Origin of the sequence: Aneurinibacillus sp. UBA3580, assembly GCF_002375825.1 — a bacterium.
In the GTDB taxonomy this organism is placed as follows: Bacteria; Bacillota; Bacilli; order Aneurinibacillales; family Aneurinibacillaceae; genus Aneurinibacillus; species Aneurinibacillus danicus.
Genome location: NZ_DFMZ01000029.1, coordinates 1 through 19,180 on the forward strand (window position 1 = coordinate 1; position 19,180 = coordinate 19,180).

Annotated in this window: 17 protein-coding genes; all 17 read right to left on the bottom strand. The window is 49.0% G+C overall.

Features of this window, described 5'->3' with window-relative positions:
• Positions 1-183: 183 nt before the first annotated feature.
• The 17 genes from sigG to B2899_RS04715 all read right to left on the bottom strand — a co-directional run bounded on the left by sigG (position 184) and on the right by B2899_RS04715 (position 19,180).
• Complete coding sequence (sigG, locus tag B2899_RS04635; protein WP_286884349.1) at positions 184-960, bottom strand: RNA polymerase sporulation sigma factor SigG; 777 nt, start codon at positions 958-960, stop codon at positions 184-186.
• Between the two features lie 116 nt (positions 961-1,076).
• Positions 1,077-1,799 carry an RNA polymerase sporulation sigma factor SigE gene (gene sigE / locus B2899_RS04640; RefSeq protein ID WP_146808029.1) on the bottom strand — a complete coding sequence of 241 codons (723 nt, stop codon included), beginning with the start codon at positions 1,797-1,799 and terminating at the stop codon, positions 1,077-1,079.
• A gap of 72 nt (positions 1,800-1,871) precedes the next feature.
• The gene (spoIIGA, locus tag B2899_RS04645) at positions 1,872-2,792 is read right to left on the bottom strand and encodes a sigma-E processing peptidase SpoIIGA (RefSeq protein WP_246147183.1); all 921 of its coding nucleotides are present in this window, start codon (positions 2,790-2,792) and stop codon (positions 1,872-1,874) included.
• A gap of 368 nt (positions 2,793-3,160) precedes the next feature.
• Positions 3,161-4,348, bottom strand: a complete 1,188-nt coding sequence (gene ftsZ, locus B2899_RS04650) for a cell division protein FtsZ (RefSeq protein WP_146808031.1) — start codon at positions 4,346-4,348, stop codon at positions 3,161-3,163.
• 35 nt (positions 4,349-4,383) lie between these two features.
• Entirely contained in the window at positions 4,384-5,661 is a 1,278-nt protein-coding gene (gene ftsA / locus B2899_RS04655) for a cell division protein FtsA (RefSeq protein WP_146808032.1), read from the bottom strand.
• Positions 5,662-5,781: 120 nt separating this feature from the next.
• On the bottom strand, positions 5,782-6,144 hold the full coding sequence (locus B2899_RS04660; protein WP_146808033.1) for a small basic family protein: 363 nt from the start codon (positions 6,142-6,144) through the stop codon (positions 5,782-5,784).
• 4 nt (positions 6,145-6,148) lie between these two features.
• Positions 6,149-6,880: a DUF881 domain-containing protein gene (locus tag B2899_RS04665; protein WP_146808034.1), complete on the bottom strand. Its 732-nt coding sequence runs from the start codon at positions 6,878-6,880 to the stop codon at positions 6,149-6,151.
• A gap of 18 nt (positions 6,881-6,898) precedes the next feature.
• Complete coding sequence (locus B2899_RS04670) at positions 6,899-7,687, bottom strand: DUF881 domain-containing protein (protein ID WP_146808035.1); 789 nt, start codon at positions 7,685-7,687, stop codon at positions 6,899-6,901.
• On the bottom strand, positions 7,644-8,414 hold the full coding sequence (locus B2899_RS04675) for a cell division protein FtsQ/DivIB (protein WP_146808036.1): 771 nt from the start codon (positions 8,412-8,414) through the stop codon (positions 7,644-7,646). The genes B2899_RS04670 and B2899_RS04675 overlap by 44 nt, the downstream gene beginning before the upstream one ends.
• A 99-nt stretch (positions 8,415-8,513) precedes the next feature.
• Positions 8,514-9,767, bottom strand: coding sequence for a UDP-N-acetylglucosamine 1-carboxyvinyltransferase (gene murA / locus B2899_RS04680; RefSeq protein ID WP_146808037.1), 1,254 nt, complete (start codon positions 9,765-9,767; stop codon positions 8,514-8,516).
• Positions 9,768-9,781: 14 nt separating this feature from the next.
• Complete coding sequence (gene murB, locus B2899_RS04685; RefSeq protein ID WP_146808038.1) at positions 9,782-10,690, bottom strand: UDP-N-acetylmuramate dehydrogenase; 909 nt, start codon at positions 10,688-10,690, stop codon at positions 9,782-9,784.
• Positions 10,691-10,787: 97 nt separating this feature from the next.
• Complete coding sequence (murG, locus tag B2899_RS04690; protein WP_286884350.1) at positions 10,788-11,888, bottom strand: undecaprenyldiphospho-muramoylpentapeptide beta-N-acetylglucosaminyltransferase; 1,101 nt, start codon at positions 11,886-11,888, stop codon at positions 10,788-10,790.
• Between the two features lie 219 nt (positions 11,889-12,107).
• Entirely contained in the window at positions 12,108-13,199 is a 1,092-nt protein-coding gene (gene spoVE, locus B2899_RS04695; protein WP_146808040.1) for a stage V sporulation protein E, read from the bottom strand.
• 88 nt (positions 13,200-13,287) lie between these two features.
• Positions 13,288-14,709 carry a UDP-N-acetylmuramoyl-L-alanine--D-glutamate ligase gene (gene murD / locus B2899_RS04700; protein ID WP_286884351.1) on the bottom strand — a complete coding sequence of 474 codons (1,422 nt, stop codon included), beginning with the start codon at positions 14,707-14,709 and terminating at the stop codon, positions 13,288-13,290.
• Positions 14,709-15,671 (bottom strand): phospho-N-acetylmuramoyl-pentapeptide-transferase, encoded by a 963-nt coding sequence (gene mraY, locus B2899_RS04705; protein WP_146808042.1) that lies wholly within the window; start codon positions 15,669-15,671, stop codon positions 14,709-14,711. The genes murD and mraY overlap by 1 nt, the downstream gene beginning before the upstream one ends.
• 31 nt (positions 15,672-15,702) lie before the next feature.
• Entirely contained in the window at positions 15,703-17,184 is a 1,482-nt protein-coding gene (locus B2899_RS04710; RefSeq protein ID WP_286884352.1) for a UDP-N-acetylmuramoyl-L-alanyl-D-glutamate--2,6-diaminopimelate ligase, read from the bottom strand.
• An 82-nt stretch (positions 17,185-17,266) separates the two neighbouring features.
• Positions 17,267-19,180, bottom strand: a complete 1,914-nt coding sequence (locus B2899_RS04715; protein WP_286884353.1) for a stage V sporulation protein D — start codon at positions 19,178-19,180, stop codon at positions 17,267-17,269.

A 19,180-nucleotide genomic window follows, 5' to 3' on the forward strand; every position in this document is an offset into this window, starting at 1 on the left:
TTCTTTCCTCTCTTTTCCTTCGCGCCTCAAAAGTCAGCTGCTCTTCTCATGATTTTCATGTCGGGGTTGCGGCTGAGAAGATATGGGGATTTTTATGTATTGGTATATTTTCCTCCATAAAAAACAAGCACCTATCAAAAAGACAGGTGCTTGCTTTTCTTATTCAATTTTCATTATAATTCCTTACTGTACATGCTTATGCATTTGTGAAATCGCCGCTTTTTCGAGCCGAGACACCTGTGCCTGGGAAATGCCGATTTCTTCAGCGACTTCCATCTGCGTCTTGCCTTCAAAAAAACGCATCGACAGGATCAGCTTCTCCCTGTCCGATAATCGGTGCATCGCTTCCCTTAGTGCGATTTCTTCCGTCCACTGGCTGTCACGATTTCTTTCGTCACTGATTTGATCCATTACAAAAATCGGATCGCCTCCATCCTGATAAATCGGCTCAAACAGTGAGACGGGATCTTGGATAGCATCAAGTGCAAATACTACGTCTTCTTTCGGCACGTTCAGCTCTTCGGAAATTTCCATAATGGTAGGTTCACGCGAATTTTTATTCGTCAGCGTATCCCGCACTTGAAGTGCTTTGTATGCGATATCACGCAGCGAACGGGAGACACGGATGGGATTGTTATCCCTAAGATACCTGCGGATTTCTCCGATAATCATCGGAACGGCGTATGTGGAGAATTTGACGTTCTGGCTTAAGTCAAAGTTGTCGATGGCCTTCATTAGCCCGATGCAGCCCACCTGAAACAAATCATCCACATATTCTCCGCGGTTGTTAAAGCGCTGGATTACACTTAACACCAGGCGTAAGTTGCCATTTACGAGTTGCTCTCTTGCTGCGTACTCTCCGCTTTGCAGTTGGACAAACAGTTCCCGCATCTGCGCGTTGGTCAGCACAGGCAGCTTGGCAGTGTCCACTCCGCAGATTTCTACCTTGTTGCGTGTCACGTCTTTTTCCCTCCTGAAGGAGCCAGCGTTACTGATAAGTATCTCCGCGAAGGGAAAAATTATGCAGTGTACATTATGAGACATTCGCTTTCGAATCATCGAACAATTCGAGCGATTTACAACATCTTATTAAACTCTTTTTGCAGCCGCTTGATAATGCGTTTTTCCAGCCGCGAAATGTAAGATTGAGAGATACCAAGGATATCTGCTACATCTTTCTGGGTTTTCTCTTCTTCTCCATTCAAACCGAATCGCATTTCCATAATGATACGCTCGCGTTCAGACAATTTATCAAGCGCCTTATATAGAAGCTTTTTGTCTACCTGCTCTTCAAGGTCACGGTAGATAATATCGTTTTCCGTACCCAGCACGTCGGAAAGCAGCAGCTCGTTTCCGTCCCAATCGATATTGAGCGGCTCATCGAATGAGACTTCCGATTTGACTTTGCTGTTGCGGCGCAGGAACATGAGAATTTCATTTTCAATGCAGCGCGATGCATACGTAGCCAGCTTAATCTTTTTCTCGGGATCGAATGTATTCACAGCTTTAATGAGACCGATTGTACCGATGCTTACCAAATCTTCAATATTGATGCCCGTATTTTCGAATTTGCGGGCGATATAAACAACCAGACGCAGATTGCGTTCGATTAAAATTGAGCGAATAGCGGGGTCCTGGGTGTGAAGCCGACTTAATAAATATTCTTCTTCTTCACGGTTCAACGGAGGCGGAAGTGCTTCGCTACCACCGATATAATGGATTTCTTCAGCTTTTGCACCAATGCGAATCAGGAACCGATACCACCATAATTGAGCGATTAAGCGTAGCCTTGCAATCATTGAAATCATCCTCTCGTTCTCTTCTCTCTTTTCCTTCGTACTCCTAAACGAAGTTCGCGTCTCCCTTAATTTTTAGGAAGCTATCACGTACCTTTCTTCTATCCCTTTTGGATGCACAATCGCTTGATAGCTTCGGTCAGCCGATAGCCGCACAGCACGCAATCCGATGAGCATGCGGTTTATACAATAAGTTTTGTCATTCGCATACACGCGCACCTCATCCGGACGAATGGCAACCAGAAACCCGGTCTGGCTTGATACAGTACGGTATGGAATGAACCGCAGCCGCTCAAGCCATCTGCTTTCCTCTTCCGGCATATCTAACTCAAAAGCGGTTATTTCCTCTTCTAATCGCTGCAGCAGACGCTCCGGAAGTATCCCCTTCCACACTTCTGCTTCCATCACGGTCACAGGTATACGTGTCAAAGGGTCGAACAATTGGTTGCCTGTATCGATAAACCCGCGGCAGGCAATAGTATGACCGAATATGTCCACTTCCAATTGAACATACTGAACATCTACCTGACGGCTGGCTTTTACGCTGTAATAACCATAGCGTACACCCCACCAGAGCAGCGAAAATCCTATAATAAGAAACCAAAGGGTAAGAGGGGGACCGGACGCCCCTGTATGTGTGACGACGATGCCGTCTACAACCTCACTTTTCTCCTCCAGCATGGCATGAGCTGCCATAAGCCCTCCTCCGATAAAGAATGAAACGGCATAGAAGGTGGCAAGAAGTCGAACGAATCCCCACATTTTTGTCCAGCGAAATGCAAGCATAATCATCAAACAGGAGAATAATAATTTCGCTAAAAAAGTAAATGCGAAAGATAAGGGCGGAAAAAACAAAAAAACGGTATACGTGGCGCCAACCAGCGAAGCAAACAGAAGCCTTCGCTTTCGCAGCGGCTGACGGCAGATATGCCCGGTTAAAAACAGCAGCATATAGTCAATAACAGCGTTCGTTAAAAACACAATGTCGGCATACATCGTCACATTCGCTCCGAACCTCCCCTCCCCGTCTTCTGTGCTCTTATTATCACACAGAAAAAGATAGCAGTGTCCCTAAATCGTATGAAAAATTAAGACAAAATATGAGGGGAAATTTAGACAGGATATGACACTGGCGAGAAATAAAAAAGTAGACTCCGCTGTTTCTTTTCCACCTAGATGGAGTACTGTCCGCGTATTTACTTCACCAATCTTGCCTACCTTCTCTTTTAAATCTATCGCTATTTCGTTATAAAACAACTTGCTAAACAGGAACGTAGGTTCTATAATTATAATCAGAAGCACGGGTCCGGCGATAAAAACAGAGCCCTGAGCACTCTCTGCTCAGGGCTTCTTTGTATTCACGCTTATTTTTTACGTCTGCGGTTGCGCAGAAATGTCGGAATGTCCAGGTTATCAAGTCCGCTCGAAGAAGAAGCCTGGCGCGGTTCCGGACGGGACGGAGGGAGATGTGTCTCTTCGATATTCTGTTCCGGCTCGAATTGGCTTGTCCGACGTATCGGTCTCAGATTGTGCCCACCCATCGGCTTCTCGCGTTCGCGGCCCGGATCTATCTGCGGACGGCGTGCCATCTGCTGTTGCGACTCTTCAAATCCTGTCGCGATAACGGTAACGACAATCTCGTCTTTCAAATTCTCATTAATAACCGCACCGAAAATCATGTTCACTTCTGCATCTGAAGCGGATGCTACAATATCGGCCGCCTCATTCACTTCGTATAGGCTTAGATTCGTGCCACCGGTAATGTTCATCAGTACGCCACGAGCGCCATCAATTGATGTCTCGAGCAACGGACTGCAGATTGCCTTCTTCGCCGCTTCGGCTGCCCGGTTTTCTCCTGTGGCAATCCCGATGCCCATCAGCGCAGATCCGCGCTCTGTCATAATGGTTTTTACGTCAGCAAAGTCCAGATTGATAAGTCCCGGTACGGCAATCAAGTCAGAAATACCCTGTACACCCTGACGCAGCACGTTATCCGCTTCGCGGAAAGCTTCGAGCATCGGGGTATTCTTATCGACAATTTCCAACAAACGATCATTCGGAATCACAATAAGCGTATCCACTTTTTCCTTAAGAGCACAAATGCCCTGTTCTGCCTGCAATTGACGCTTGCGTCCTTCGAACGTAAACGGACGGGTTACGACGCCTACCGTCAGCGCACCGATTTCCTTGGCAATTTCCGCAATGACAGGCGCCGCACCGGTTCCGGTTCCCCCGCCCATACCAGCCGTAACAAAGACAAGATCAGCTCCACGGAGGGCTTGTTCGATGTGCTCACGGCTTTCTTCCGCAGCTTTCTTACCAACCTCCGGATTCGCCCCGGCACCAAGTCCCCGTGTCAGTTTTCCACCAATTTGCAGCTTATGCTGCGCCTTTGACAAATTCAATGCTTGATAATCCGTGTTGACAGCAATGAATTCTACCCCTTGAATGCCGCCTTCAATCATGCGGTTGACGGCGTTGCTTCCGCCGCCGCCCACACCGATAACCTTTATCTGTGCGAGTGTATCCATTTCCAAGTCGAATTCCAACATGTAGTTAAGTCCCCCTCACTTATCATGCAAACAATCTAAATAAATTCGCTAAACCACTCTTTAACCTTCTTGATAACTCCTCCATGCTCCTTCGGCTCCTTTTGCACCTTAGGCACAGTGGTAGATTTTCGGTTGCTTTTCGGTTGAGGCTGCTTCGTCTCTACTTGCCGCGGCATCTGATGCATATAATATTTGGACGCGTATTTAATCAATCCAACCCCTGTTGTATAGGAAGGGTCACGCACACCGATATAATCCGGAATGGCAATCCTTACAGGCGCCTGCAACTCATAGCGCGCCAGCTCCAGCAGACCTGGAATGTTGGCGACGCCGCCGGTCAGCACAAAACCATTCGGTATGCTTGTATCATAACCGAGGAGGTGAAGCTCGTCTTCTACCAAGTTGAAAATCTCTGCAGCACGGGGCTCAATCACATTGGCCAATTCAACTTGAGTAAATTCTTTCTCCACATCGCTTCCGATTCTTTTCACCAGAAAGTGTTCGTCTTCATTTGCTTCTTCAATCAGCGCACATCCGTTATTGAGTTGAATCTGTTTCGCCTCTTCCGTCGTCGTCCGAAGCCCGATGGCGATGTCGTTCGTGATGTAATCCCCTCCAATCGGAAGCACAGAGAAGGCACTCAATGTCCCCATCTCAAACACGGACACCGTGGTTGATCCGGCGCCAATATCCACAAGTACTACTCCTAAATTTTTCTCATCCTTGGTCAATGCAATTTCACTGGATGCAAGCGGCATAAGATACATTCCAACAATGGATAAGCCTGCCCGTTCTACGCAGCGCATTAGATTATGTATGACAGTCTTGGCCCCTGTAATGATTGTGCCTTCCATTTCCAGACGCACGCCCATCATACCCCTCGGGTCGCTGATTTCTCCGAGGCCGTCGACGATATATTGAACGGGAACCACATCAATAATTTCTCTTTCAGGCGGGATCGCAATCACCTGTGCGGCTTTCATGACGCGTTCGATATCCTCGTCACTGATTTCCCGATTTTCACTGGAAACCGCTACCACACCATGACTGGACTGAAGCTGAATATGGTTGCCGGAAATTCCGACAACAACATGGCGAATCGGCAGATCGACCATCCGCTCTGCTTTTTCTACGGCCTGTCGAATTGCCTGAACCGTTTCATCAATATCAACGATGGCTCCTTTTTTGATTCCATGCGAGTCTGCAGTACCGACCCCGATAATATTTATGGTTCCGCTGTTAATCTCTCCAATGATTACCCTGACTTTGGATGTACCAATATCTAAGCTGACAATATATTCACTGTTGTTCAAATTTGGCACCTCCTCTTTTTTTATTTTCATAGCGTAGCATTAAAAATGATTTACTTTATTTACTTCCACATTAAACGTTGTTTCCCTTTTTTCATGGAGAAAATTTATAAAAATTATGCATTAAGGCAACGGTTTCTCTTCCTTGTCGCCAAACCAGCGTCCGATAAGAATCCGACGAATGATGGCGATGTTATTAAACAGACGAACACCGAACGCGAAAATGGCAGCCAAATACAAATCAATGCCCATATATACGCCTAAAAAAGCCAACCCGGCCGCAAGCAGCGTATTGAAGAAAAAGCCTGACATAAACACTTTGATATCAAAGTGGTTGTCCAGATGTGCGCGCAAGCCACCGAAAATCGTATCCAGGGCGGCAAGAACAGCAATGGAAAGATAGCTGCTGTATTCTTCAGGTACACGAAATTCAATCGACAATCCAAGAACCACACCGATAAGTAACCCAATGACAGGTAACCACATCCGCTTACGACGCTCCTTTTCGCTCCAGAGGCTTCATATATCTCACTCTCCCCGTTCCTTTATGTGCAGGAACAGTGACGCTTTCTGACTTCTGGATAGTGAATTTCTTATTCAAAAAGTGGAACCACTCTTCCATTGATTCGTGGTCCGATCCGGGAAGACGCAGGGCAGCTTCTAAGCTCTGCGGATCGCCGATTGCTTTTACAATGTACGGCATATTGATCGGCTTCGTATCCACCTGAATCCCTTCACCGACGATGCGAATGGAACTTGTAACAATCAGGCGCTGGTCATTAATCGCAATGGCTTTCGCTCCGTTTGCAAACAGCAGGCTGGTCAAATCGGTCAAGTCCTGGTCGATAACCGGCGACTGCAACTTGTCCTCGCCTGGCTCGGAAGGGTTGTCTTCAATCACGACAATGATGCCGGGTCCTTTCATGTCAGCAAAGCCGTTTTCCTTTTTAATACGAGAAAGCTCTTCCTGAACCACGGAAAGACCGCCGCCTTCGTTTATCGATGTCTCGTATTCACTTAACAGCTTTTCATATTTTGATATATCATTTAGTAACTTTTGATGGCGCTCCATTTCTTTTTGTACACTCTGCCGTAATTGAAACGTATCCTGTCTTTCTGTGGCGAAAGTTGGCGAATTTGAACGAAATTGCACCGTCAACATGAAACCAATGATAATGCTTATGACCGTAATTATGAATGGGACCTGTCGATTATTTTTCATATTGCTTCCTCACCGCTTCTACCCGTGAATCGTCGAGGACGGAACCCCTGCTTTTCTTTCCGTTTCCCCTACGTATGCCGGCAACTCGATTTTGTCGGAGCCGGTAATAGAAATTTCTAGCGTTCGCTGCTTTAGCATATCAATGACTCCACCGGGTAATTTCATGGCGGATACGAGCGTATCTTTATCCCCGATAGCCTCGATTACGAACGGCGGCGCCAGCTTCGTGTCATTTACGATAACCGTCGGGCCGACGCATCGTACGCTAGATCCGCTGACAAGGCGTTGGTCGTTTACCGCAACTCCTTCCGCCCCCGCCGCGAACAATTCGTTCACCACATCGCGAATGTTCTGATCGTGTACAATACCGTCGGCAACATTATCAAATGCAGCAGCAGACTTGCTATCGTTTAACGTCACAGTTACGCCAGGCCCTGTGACCGGCATTAATCCAGCCTTCATTCTAAGCTCTTCCAGCTCACCCAGCACCTGCTTAGAAATAGCCTGCCGCTCTGATAGCTCCTTTTCTTTCTCGTTCACTTCGAGCCGCAGTTTCACAAGCCTTTTTTCCAGCTCCTCATTCGTTTCTTTCTCACTGATCAGCTTCTCGTTTAATCTTACTTTCTTCTCCCATTCACTTTCATCGATAGCGGTCTGAAGATTACTTGTTCCTCTCATTGTCAATTGCACCGAATAAGCGACAATGAACCCGGAGACAAGGAAGACGAGCGTTAAATAAACATGGATTTTGCGGACTCTAAGACTATTTTTCATTGTTTGCCGGTTGCTGCTGCTTGTACGGCGCAAACCATTTCACCTCTGATAGATTGATAATCCCTTCTGTCTTTCCCTCTTGCTTCAAACTTTGTACAAACGAAGGATACCACGCCATGTTGTCGGCGAAATTCTGAATGGTGGTATGTACTTCAAATCCATCTTTCATAAATAATATAAGTCGTTCGGGATTATTCTTGTCGGACTCGTGCTGAATCTCGGATATTTGCTGGCGGATGCCCGGATCTAATTTGTCCAGTTCCGCAGCGAATTTGGGCAGAAGATTCTCTGTCTGCCAACGCCGAATTATCGGCTTGTCCACCGTCCCGTCTCCGATTGGGTACTGTTTCAAGATTCCACCTTTGTTCGTAACCGGATACAGCGCACCCTGCCCGTCCATGAACAGAGCCACCCGTGGTCTTTCTTTGACAGCCAATTCTATCTTCCCAGGAAATGTTTTGCGCACATCCACGCTTTCAATTGCCGGAAGCGCTGTAACAATAGAATTCTTTACTTTCTCTTTGTTGACAAGCAAATATTGCATATCAAACGTAAGGTGTGATTGTTTGATTACTTCGTCAGCTGAGACAAGTTGGGTCCCTGTGACAGAGATATCCTGTACCCGGCTGATAGAAGACTGAAAAAACAGAACCACAAGCAACACCAAAAAAAACAGCATCATCAGCACAAGCAGCTGACGATTGGTTCTCTTCTTCCGGTTCTCCTTCCGTAAACGCGGGATTTTCTCTATATTAGCCATTCCGCATTCCTCCGCTTTTGAACCTGTAAAACTTACAAAAGCGGCATACTCTCATATGCCGCTTCACATGCACAAATTATGCTTGTTGAAAGTGTGCGTCTAACATTCCCTTCGGATACGGGCCCCTAGACTCGCAAGCTGTTCTTCAATCCGGTCGTAGCCGCGATCAATATGATACACTTGCGCCACTCTCGTCTCCCCTTCCGCAGCAAGCCCCGCGATAATCAACGCCGCACCGGCTCGTAAATCAGTCGCTTCCACTACCGTACCTGACAGGCGCGGTACTCCGCGAATAAAAGCGGTGTTTAAATCCACGTAAATATCGGCGCCCAGACGGCACAGCTCATTCACATGCCGAAATCGCCCATCAAATACCGTTTCCTTTATAATACTGCACCCTTCTGCTACAGAAAGAAATGCCATCGTCTGTGACTGCATATCGGTCGGAAAACCGGGATACGGAGCCGTCATGATACGGTCAATGGCGCGGAATGAACCGCTTGCCTTTACCGTAATTATATCATGCCCATAGTCGATTTCAACACCACATTGTTTTACAACATCTAGTAAAGCTACCGTATGCATCGGATTCACATTGCGCAGAGTAATCGCTCCGTGCGTAATCGCTGCTGCCAGCATCATCGTTCCGGTAACAATCCGGTCAGGAATCACCTGATAGTCCGCTGCCTGCAGGGTAGATACTCCTTCGATAACAATACGATCCGTTCCCGCTCCACGCACACGGGCACCCAGGCGATTCAGAAAGTTCTGCAGATCAATGATTTCCGGCTCGCGCGCCGCGTTTGATAGAATCGTCTCGCCTTCCGCCAGCACGGCCGCCATCATAATGTTTTCCGTCGCCCCGACGCTCGGGTAATCCAGGAAAATCACACCGCCCTTGAGTTTGCTTGCGGTACAGCGAATGAGCCCGTCTTGGGCTGTAATGGTTGCACCAAGTGATTCCAATCCTTTTAAGTGAAGGTTGATACGCCTCTCTCCGATGGCACACCCGCCAGGGCGGGAAAGAGTGACCTCACCGAACCGGGCTAAAAGCGGTCCCATCAGAAAAATGGATGAGCGCATCTGGCCCATCAAATCCTGCGGAACCATCGAAGAAGCGAGCGCTGTTGTGTCCACATGAACCGTCGTACCCTGATGCGAGCATACGGCACCCAGTTCCGCCAAAATCTTGAGCATAACATCGATATCAGAGAGACGGGGTACATCGTAGATGGTGTAGGAACCTCCTGTCAGCACCGTAGCTGCCAGAATGGGAAGCGCGGCGTTTTTCGAACCTTGAACACGCAATTCTCCCGATAAGGGGGTTCCTCCCTCAATCACGAATGACTCCAAGATTTCACCTCCGTTTACCCCTCGCCCACCACCAATACTTCCGGAACAAGCTTGACGTTATACCTTTCATGGATAATCTTCATCACTTGTTCCATGAGGTCGAGGACATCCTGGGCCGTCGCGTTTCCCCGATTTACGATGAAATTGGCATGCTTCTCCGAAACCTGAGCTCCTCCTACCGTAAGTCCTTTGAGTCCGGCGCTCTCAATCAAGCGTCCTGCATGATCGCCCGGCGGATTGCGGAATACGCTGCCCGCGCATGGCATTGACAGCGGCTGCGTCTGGCGGCGTCTGTCTTTATACGCCGCCATGTGGCGTGCAATCTCTTTGCGGTCACCGTATTGAAGCTTGAATACGGCGCTTACCACAATGCCTCTTCTTTCTTTCTGCAGGACAGACGTACGGTAGCTAAATCCGAGTTCTTCCGGTGTAAGCCAAACCAATTCCCCGTTTTCGAGCAACACTTCAGCCGATTTGAGAATACGTGAAACATCGGAGCTATGTGCACCCGCATTCATATAAATTGCACCGCCCACCGTACCGGGAATACCGCCGGCGAACTCAAGCCCGGTCAATCCCTCTTTCCCGGCCATTACCGCCAATCGTATAAACGAGTAACCGGCGCCCACCTCTACCTCTTCCCCGTTAAAGGTAAGGTGATCAAATCCATCAGCCAGTTTAAAGACAATGCCGCGGATTCCTCCGTCCCGCACAAGCATGTTTGAGCCTCTCCCCAGTATATACCAGGGCACATGATGCTTGTGAACGAGCTTCATACAGTGAGCCAACGCCATTTTGTCAGTCGGTTCAACAAGAATGTCTGCCGGTCCGCCGATTTTCCATGTTGTATGGTTAGCCAGCGGTTCGTCTATGAGCACTGTTCCGATGTTGGCTTCTTTCAATTCTGTAATCAGCTTCTGCATAATAGAACCTCCTCTATGAATCCCTGCCCGGTGCGCACCGCTTCCGTGGGTCACGCGCCTAGGATAATGTATGATCGCCCCGCCCACTGTGTTACAGTCAGGCACGGGCAATCATTTTTAATTCGTTATAGACGAGCGTAGCCGCTTCCGGCTGTCCCAGCGCTTTTGCCGCCCGGCGCATCGCCTGAACTCTTCCGTCGTCTCTCAGTACTGTATCAATCTCCACAAGAAGAGCTGCGCCATTCAACTGCGGCTCCAGAATAACGCGTGCCGCTCCCTGTTCTTCCAGCCACCTCGCGTTTTTCTCCTGATGATTGTTCGTCACATACGGAGAAGGGATAAGAATGGACGGTAGTCCAAGCGCCGTAATCTCCGCAAGAAAAGATGCGCCTGCCCGGTTTACAATTAAATCGATACCAGCCAGCACCTCCGGCATATTATAAATAAACGGACGGACGGTCATATTTTCCGGTATGCCTCCGGTTCCGCGAATGGCTTCTAATGTTTTCTCATAATGTACTTCACCGGTCACATAAATAAAATGGTAGTCCGGATAACCGGAAAGGCTGGATGCCATATCAATTACCGCTTCGTTAATCGCCTTGGCCCCGCGGCTTCCACCTACAATAAGCACGTACTTCTTGCCCGGGGGCACGCTGAGCGACGCAAGCCCGACACAGCCATCTGCTCTGGCGACTTCGGTCGCCCGCGGATTGCCGGTTACGATCGTTTTCGCCCGTGGAAAATACGAAGCCGAACCGGAAAAGGTAACAGCAACCCGCTCTGTATAACGTGACAAAAATTTATTGGTGAGTCCCGGAATGACATTCTGTTCATGAATCAGTGTAGGAATGCCGAGCGTGCTTGCGGCATATACGACCGGACCGCAAACATAACCGCCGGTGCCTACAACCACATCCGGTTTAAACTCCCGGATGAGACGCTTTGCCCGGCGGGTCGCTTTCAGGAATCTTGCAATGGTTTTCACGTTTTCGAAAGAGAGACTACGCTTAAACCCGGTAATGTATACCGACTCGAACGAAATCCCCTCCTTGGGGACAATCTCCGCTTCAAGCCCTCTTTCCGTTCCGATATATAGTACACGGGAGTCGGGCTCATGCCGCTTAATCTCTTTAATGAGGGCGAGTGCAGGATAAATGTGTCCGCCTGTGCCGCCCCCGCTAATCACAATATTCATGCAAACCTTGCTCCTTTTATATAAAACTATTCACTATTAATATAGCTTTTCGAAATTCCCCCGGAAAGCAGGACATAAAGCTTAGGCCTGCCTACCAAAGAAATGAGGAAAGAATGACTTTCTTTTTCCGGCTACCGAATGGTGATTCGAATTTCAGAGAGAAGAAAAAGAAAGCCATTCTTACTCTTCGATGTGCGTCAAGCGACCGGCGTTAACATCTTACATACGGGAATAGCGAGAGATATTTAATAGAACGCCCATGCCGGTAAGCATCAGAGTGAGCGAAGAGCCTCCGTAGCTTAGAAACGGAAGCGTAATTCCCGTAACAGGGAACATGCCTGTCACGACACCTACATTAATGATTACCTGAATCACCAGCATTCCAATAATGCCTGTCGCAAGCAGGCTGCCAAATAAGTCAGGCGCTGTTACCGCAACGCGCATACCGCGCCACAGCAAGAGCAGGAACAGAAGCAGCACAGTCGCACCACCGATAAACCCTAGCTCTTCCGCCAAAATCGAAAAAATAAAATCGTTATACGGCTCAGGCAAATACAAGAACTTCTGGCGGCTCATGCCAATGCCAAGTCCCATCAATCCACCCGGTCCGATAGCATAAAGCGATTGGATAATCTGATAGCCGTCTCCGAGCGGATCTGACCACGGGTCAACAAAAGCGGTAATACGGTCCATCCGGTAAGGGGCGGCCAGAATGAGTCCGACAAAGCCGGCCACACCTAACAACGCTAGCCCCAATAGGTGCTGAATTCTCATGCCGGCGATGAAAATCATCAGCACAGACGTGCCGAACAGCACCGTACCGGTGCCAAGATCAGGCTGCAGCATAATCAGCCCGAACGCCAAACAAACAACACCAAGCGACGGTACGATCCCCTTGGTAAATGAACCGATGTCTTTCTGATTTTCCGTCAGCCATTTCGCCAGAAACATAGCCATCCCCAACTTCATAAATTCCGCCGGCTGAATCCCGAACGCACCAATGCCGAGCCAACTTTTCGCCCCATTGACCTCTTTTCCAATGATAAGGACGACAACCAGCAGAAAGAAGCAAAAAAGCAGTCCCGGTTTCGCCCATTTTTTCCATACCCAATAATCGATGTTCATGGTTATAAACATCGTCACAATGCCGAGTGTGGCAAAAATAAGCTGGCGTTTGGTAAAAAAGAACGGATCGCCTTTCTGAGCGGCGACTACGGCGCTCGAGCTGTATACCATCACCACGCCAATCGCCAGCAGCACAAATGTCACGACAATAATAATAAAATCAGGAGTTGAACGGGCCTTTGTCAAGCGAAACACCTCTTACAGCACAGAATTTGCCGCCTCCGCCTGCCTGTCCGTTCAATCACCTGATTTCGATTAAACATTCAAACAGCGGTTACGGGCTTGTTTTAAGCTTATGCACGGATTGCTTAAACAAGACCCCCCGCTCTTCGAACGATTTGTACATATCCCAGCTGGCACACGCCGGTGAGAGCAGTACAATGTCACCTTCCCGAGCGATCGAGCGGGCCTCGGCAACCGCATCAGTAACAGTATCGACGCGCTTCGCCCGAATAATCCCTGCCTCTTCCGCCCGAGCCAACAATTTTTCTGCCGTTTCCCCGTAAGTAATGACTGCTTTTACGTTTTGTCTCATAAGCGGCACCATTTCTTTAAAGTCAATGCCGCGATCAAGCCCTCCGGCAATCCAGACGATGGGTGCCGAAAAAGATGTTAAAGCCCGGCTGGCTGCTTCTGGATTGGTCGCTTTCGAATCGTTATAATACTTAACGCCCTCAATTTCAGCGACGAATTCCAGACGGTGTTCTACACCGGCAAATGTGCGTAGTATGCGGCGGATCGCTTCTATGTCCGCTCCGGCCGCCCTGGCCACGCAGACTGCCGCCAGAATGTTTTCAAGATTATGCGCTCCCGGCAATGCCAGCTCGTCTAAACGGACCACCCTTTCTTCTTCGGGTGCTTCGTCCAGCTTCTCCGCAAGTGCACCTGTTACCGGACGTTTGAATATAATTTCACTGCTACGCACAAAAGCGCCTTGCTCTATTTCTTCCTTTGTACTAAACCATAGGATCTGCGAACGAATATCGTCGGCCAGATTACGGCAGATCTGGCTGTCATAATTAAGCACTGCCACATCGGTCTCTTCTTGATTTTTAAACAATTTGCTTTTGCTATGTACGTAATCTTCTTTTGTTTTATGATAGTCCAAGTGGGCATCATACACATTCAGCAAACAAGCGATCGACGGACGGAACCTGCGCGTTCCTTTCAACTGGAAACTGCTTAACTCGGCCACCAGCGTTTGCCCCTTCCGGACATGCAGCGTTTGCTCACTAAGAGGTGTACCGATATTGCCTGCTACTATCGGATGCAAACCTCCCTCTTCAAGCATGCGGCCGATTAATGTCGTGGTCGTCGTCTTGCCGTTTGATCCGGTAATACCGATGATCGGCACATCCGATAACTCATACGCAATCTCTACTTCCGTAACAATCGGAATGCCAAGAGATTGCGCTGCTTGAATTGGTGCAACCGTATAGGGAATACCCGGATTTTTGACGACCACATCGACAGACGGATTGACGATATCGTCCGGATGTTCCCCACAAATAACGGTAATTCCGCCTGCGCGGAGCGCCTCCGCTTCTTCGCACTCATTCTCGGGTTTCTTATCGTTGACCGTAACGTCCGCTCCGCACGCTTTTAAGAGTCGGGCCACAGCCGCCCCGCTCCTGGCAAGGCCTAGTACCACCACTTGTTTCCCCTTATATAATGCTCTTCCTTCTTCAATAGACATCAGCTTAACACCTCAATGTATACACCCAGGCTCGCACAAATCAGTCCGGCAAACCAGAAAGTTACCACGACTCGCCACTCGGACCAGCCACCCAACTCATAATGATGATGCAGCGGACTCATGCGGAATACCCGCTTTTTACGTGTTTTATATGAAATAACTTGAATAATGACAGACAGGGCCTCCATTACGAATACACCACCGATAATAACCAGCAAAATCTCCGTTTTCGTAAGAATAGCTATTCCCGCAATGGCGCCGCCTAACGCAAGCGAGCCCGTATCTCCCATAAATACTTTGGCAGGGTGCGCGTTAAAGACGAGAAAGCCAAGTACCGCACCAACCACCGCAGCGGAAAAAATAGCGATATTCATCTGGCTCGTCATCCAGGCAATCACAGCGTATGCGCTGAATGCAATCGCGCTCGTACCCGCAAGCAAACCATCCAATCCGTCGGTCAGGTTTACCGCATTGGATGCGCCAATTGTCATAATCAGCACAAGCGGAAAATACAACCAGCCAATATCCATGCCCCATCCTGTTCCGGGAACGGAGATGGAAGTGTCATATCCATTTCGAACCAGAACGTAGTAGAATACGGCACCAATGACAAGCTGACCAAATAATTTCTGTTTTGCGGTCAATCCCAAATTGCGCTTCATTACAATTTTGATGAAATCGTCCAGAAACCCGATAAGTCCATAACCAAGCGTAATAAAGAGAAGCAAAAAGATTTCCACCGACTGATTGGTAAATTTAATCACCGTAAATGTTAAGGCCAGTAGTATAATGATACCGCCCATCGTCGGTGTTCCCGCCTTTTTCTGATGTCCCTTCGGTCCTTCTTTGCGAATTTCCTGACCAAATTTCAATCGCCTTAGAATAGGGATGAAGAGCGGAGCGATAAGCACAGCAATTAAAAAAGCTGCAGCGATAGAAAAAAACAAAACTCGTACAAGCATGACACGCCCTCCTTTCTATAAACTCCTCATCCTATTTTTTCTTTTCTAGTATGGCTTGATATGCCTCTTCTTTATCATCAAAGTGGATCGTTTTGTCTTTTAAAATTTGATATGTCTCATGTCCTTTACCGGCGATAAGAACCACATCCTTCGGACCCGCCCTGTGAATCGTTTCACGAATCGCTTCCCGGCGATCTATCCGCGTAAAGTAGCGCTCTTCGCTTATACCGTCCGCGATGAGGCCTTCTACCATCTCATCGATTATCGCCTGCGGCTCTTCGGAACGCGGGTTGTCGGATGTGATGACCGCTACATCGGCGTAGCGCGCCGCGATAGATGCCATAATCGGCCGTTTTGTTCTATCACGATCGCCGCCGCAGCCTACAATACAGTATACTTTGCCTTCGGCAAATTCGCGAATCGTCTTCAGCACGTTCTCCAGACTGTCCGGCGTATGGGCGTAATCGACAATAACCGTATAGTCTTGCCCTGCGTCTACGCGCTCAAACCGGCCACGTACGCCTTCCACCTTCTCAAGCGTACGCACAATTTGCTCAAGCGGGATGCCTTCCACGAGGCAGGCCGCCGTTGCTGCCAGTACGTTGTATACGTTGAAATTGCCAATCATGCGCAAGGTTACATCCGTGCTGCCTGCGAATGTTTCCAGCGTAAATGACGTGCCTTTCGCCGTAATGGAAATGTTTCTGGCACGTACGTCTGCCTTACTGCTGATACCATATGTAATGACCTGCGCCGGAGTCATACGGGCAAACACCTCACTTGCCGGATCATCGGCGTTCAGTACCGCATATTTCATCCGCTCTTTATCATACTCATTGCCAAGCTGGGAGAACAAGAGGCCTTTCGCCTGCAAGTAATTTTCCATTGTTTTATGGTAATCAAGATGATCCTGCGTCAGATTAGTAAATACACCGGTTGTAAAGCGTACGCCGCGCACCCGTCCCATGTCTAACGCATGGGACGACACTTCGATGGCCGCATACTCTGCGCCATTATCTTTCATCCAGCGGAATGCGCGGTGCAGATCAAGCGCTTCCGGCGTGGTGTTTTTCACTTCGCGGATTTCGCCTTGAAGGCGCATCTCAATCGTGCCGATAATGCCGGTCACATGTCCGGCTTCGTCCAGAATCCGTTCAATCAAATGGGTGGTGGTCGTCTTGCCGTTCGTTCCTGTCACCCCGATAATTTTCATCTGGTGCGTCGGCTGGCCGAAAAAGCGATCGGCAAGTACTGCCATCGCCCGCCGGGTATCCGGAACATAAATAACCGGAGCATCCACCTCCACCGTGCGTTGCGCCAGAATAGCCACTGCGCCCTGCGAGACGGCTTTTGCAGCGAAATCATGGCCGTCGACCGTAAAGCCGGGCAAACAAATGAACAGGTCGCCCGGCTGTACTTTGCGCGAATCGATTTCGATCCCTGTAATCTCCGTTTTTGCGTCCCCTACGACCCGCCAGAGGGCGAGAGGTGCCAGTAACTCGTCTAGTTGCATTGTCGTTCTCCTTCTTTCTCGCGAAACATTCGCTTCGTCGCTATCAGTGAATTGTACCGCATTTATTGTAATGCTCTTTGTTTTATTTGTCACCCAGATAGACGCGAATCGTCACGCCTTCTTCCACCCGCGTACCCGGCTGCGGCGACTGATAGGATACTTTGTTGCCATCGCCTGCAATGTCAAGAGGGAAGGTATAATAGGATCCGGCGATTTCCTTCCGTTCCATGCCGATAAGGTTCGGCACCTGTACAATCTTTTTGTCCGGGTACTGATACTTCTTCTCCATTTGCTGCGTACGGGGCGCGATTTTCATATAACGCAGAGAAGAGTCCATAATGTTACGTACGATTGGCGCCGCTACCAGACCGCCGAACTGAATCCCCTTCGGGTTGTTTATTGCCGTATAGACAAGAATTTGCGGATCATCAGCCGGTGCAAAACCGATGAATGATACGATATGCTTGCTCTTCGAATATACACCATTTTCTACTATCTGAGCTGTACCGGTTTTTCCTCCAACACGATACCCATCGATATAGGCATTACGGCCTGTTCCGTTAGCCACGACGCTCTCCAATGCCCGGCGAACTTCGGCGGACGTCTCCGGAGAAATCACCTGACGAACCTGCTGCGGCTTGTTTTCCTTCATTAATTTGCCGGTTTCCGGGTCATGCCATGATTTGACCAGATACGGTTTCATCAGCTTGCCACCGTTTACCGCAGCACTTACTGCCTGCACTTGCTGAATTGGCGTTACAGATACGCCCTGGCCAAATGCTGTTGTGGCAAGCTCTACAGGACCCACCCGATCCATTCGGAACAATACCCCGTTCTCTTCGCCAAGCAAATCGATGCCCGTCCGTTTTCCAAAACCGAATTCTTTAATGTAATGGAATAACCTTTCTTTGCCGAGGCGCTGGCCTAAAAGTACGAACCCGGGGTTACAGGAGTTCTCCACGCCTTGAAGAAATGTCTGCTGACCATGTCCGCCCCGCTTCCAGCAACGCAGCGTGGCACCCGCGACCTTAATGAACCCCGGATCATTGAACATATCTTTATCCAGATTGACTTTCTTGTCCTCTAGTGCTGCGGCCAGCGTAATAATCTTAAACGTAGACCCCGGCTCATACGTCTTCCAAATCGGCAGGTTGCGGTTGTATGTCTCTACCGGATAATCGCGATAATGGCCCGGGTCGAAAGTCGGGCGACTTGCCATGCCCAATACTTCTCCCGTTTTTGGCGAAATTGCAATCGAAATCGCATCATCCGGTTGATATACGGCTATTGCCTGATCCAGCTCACGTTCGATGATGCGCTGGATGTTCGCATCAATCGTCAGGTGCACATCCTGGCCGTCTACCGGCGGGATAAATCGGTCAGGCATGCCCGGCATTTTTTGTCCGGCCGCATTTGCACCGAATGAGATGTATCCTTTTTTGCCTTTTAGCTGTTCATCATAAACACGCTCAATACCGGTCAATCCCTGATTGTCCACTCCAGTAAAACCAAGGATATGCGCCGCCAGCGATCCGTACGGATAGTAGCGCTGGCTATCTTCCGCCAGTTGAATGCCCGAAATATTAAGAGCCTGCACCTGCCTGGCTATTTCAGGTGAGATGCGGCGTCCGCCCGGCACACGCACGATAAGTTCGCGCCGGCTAATTTCCTTCAGGACTTTTTGTTCCTCAACCTTTAGAATCGGGGCCAGCTTACGCGCGGCGTCGGTTTTATCTTTAATTTGTACGGGAATAGCCATAACGGACGGTATGCTAACATTGTACGCCAGTATCTCACCGTTGCGGTCATAGATGCGCCCCCGCTTCGCTTCGAACGGAATGTTACGGGTCCACAGATTTTCGGCATTCTCTTTTAATCCCGGACCTTTCCAAAGCTGTACATACCCAAGGCGTGTAATCAACAACAAAAACAGCAGAAAACCCAACAGCAGCGCAACAAAGATGCGGCGTCGGACGGTAACTCCGGATACACGCAA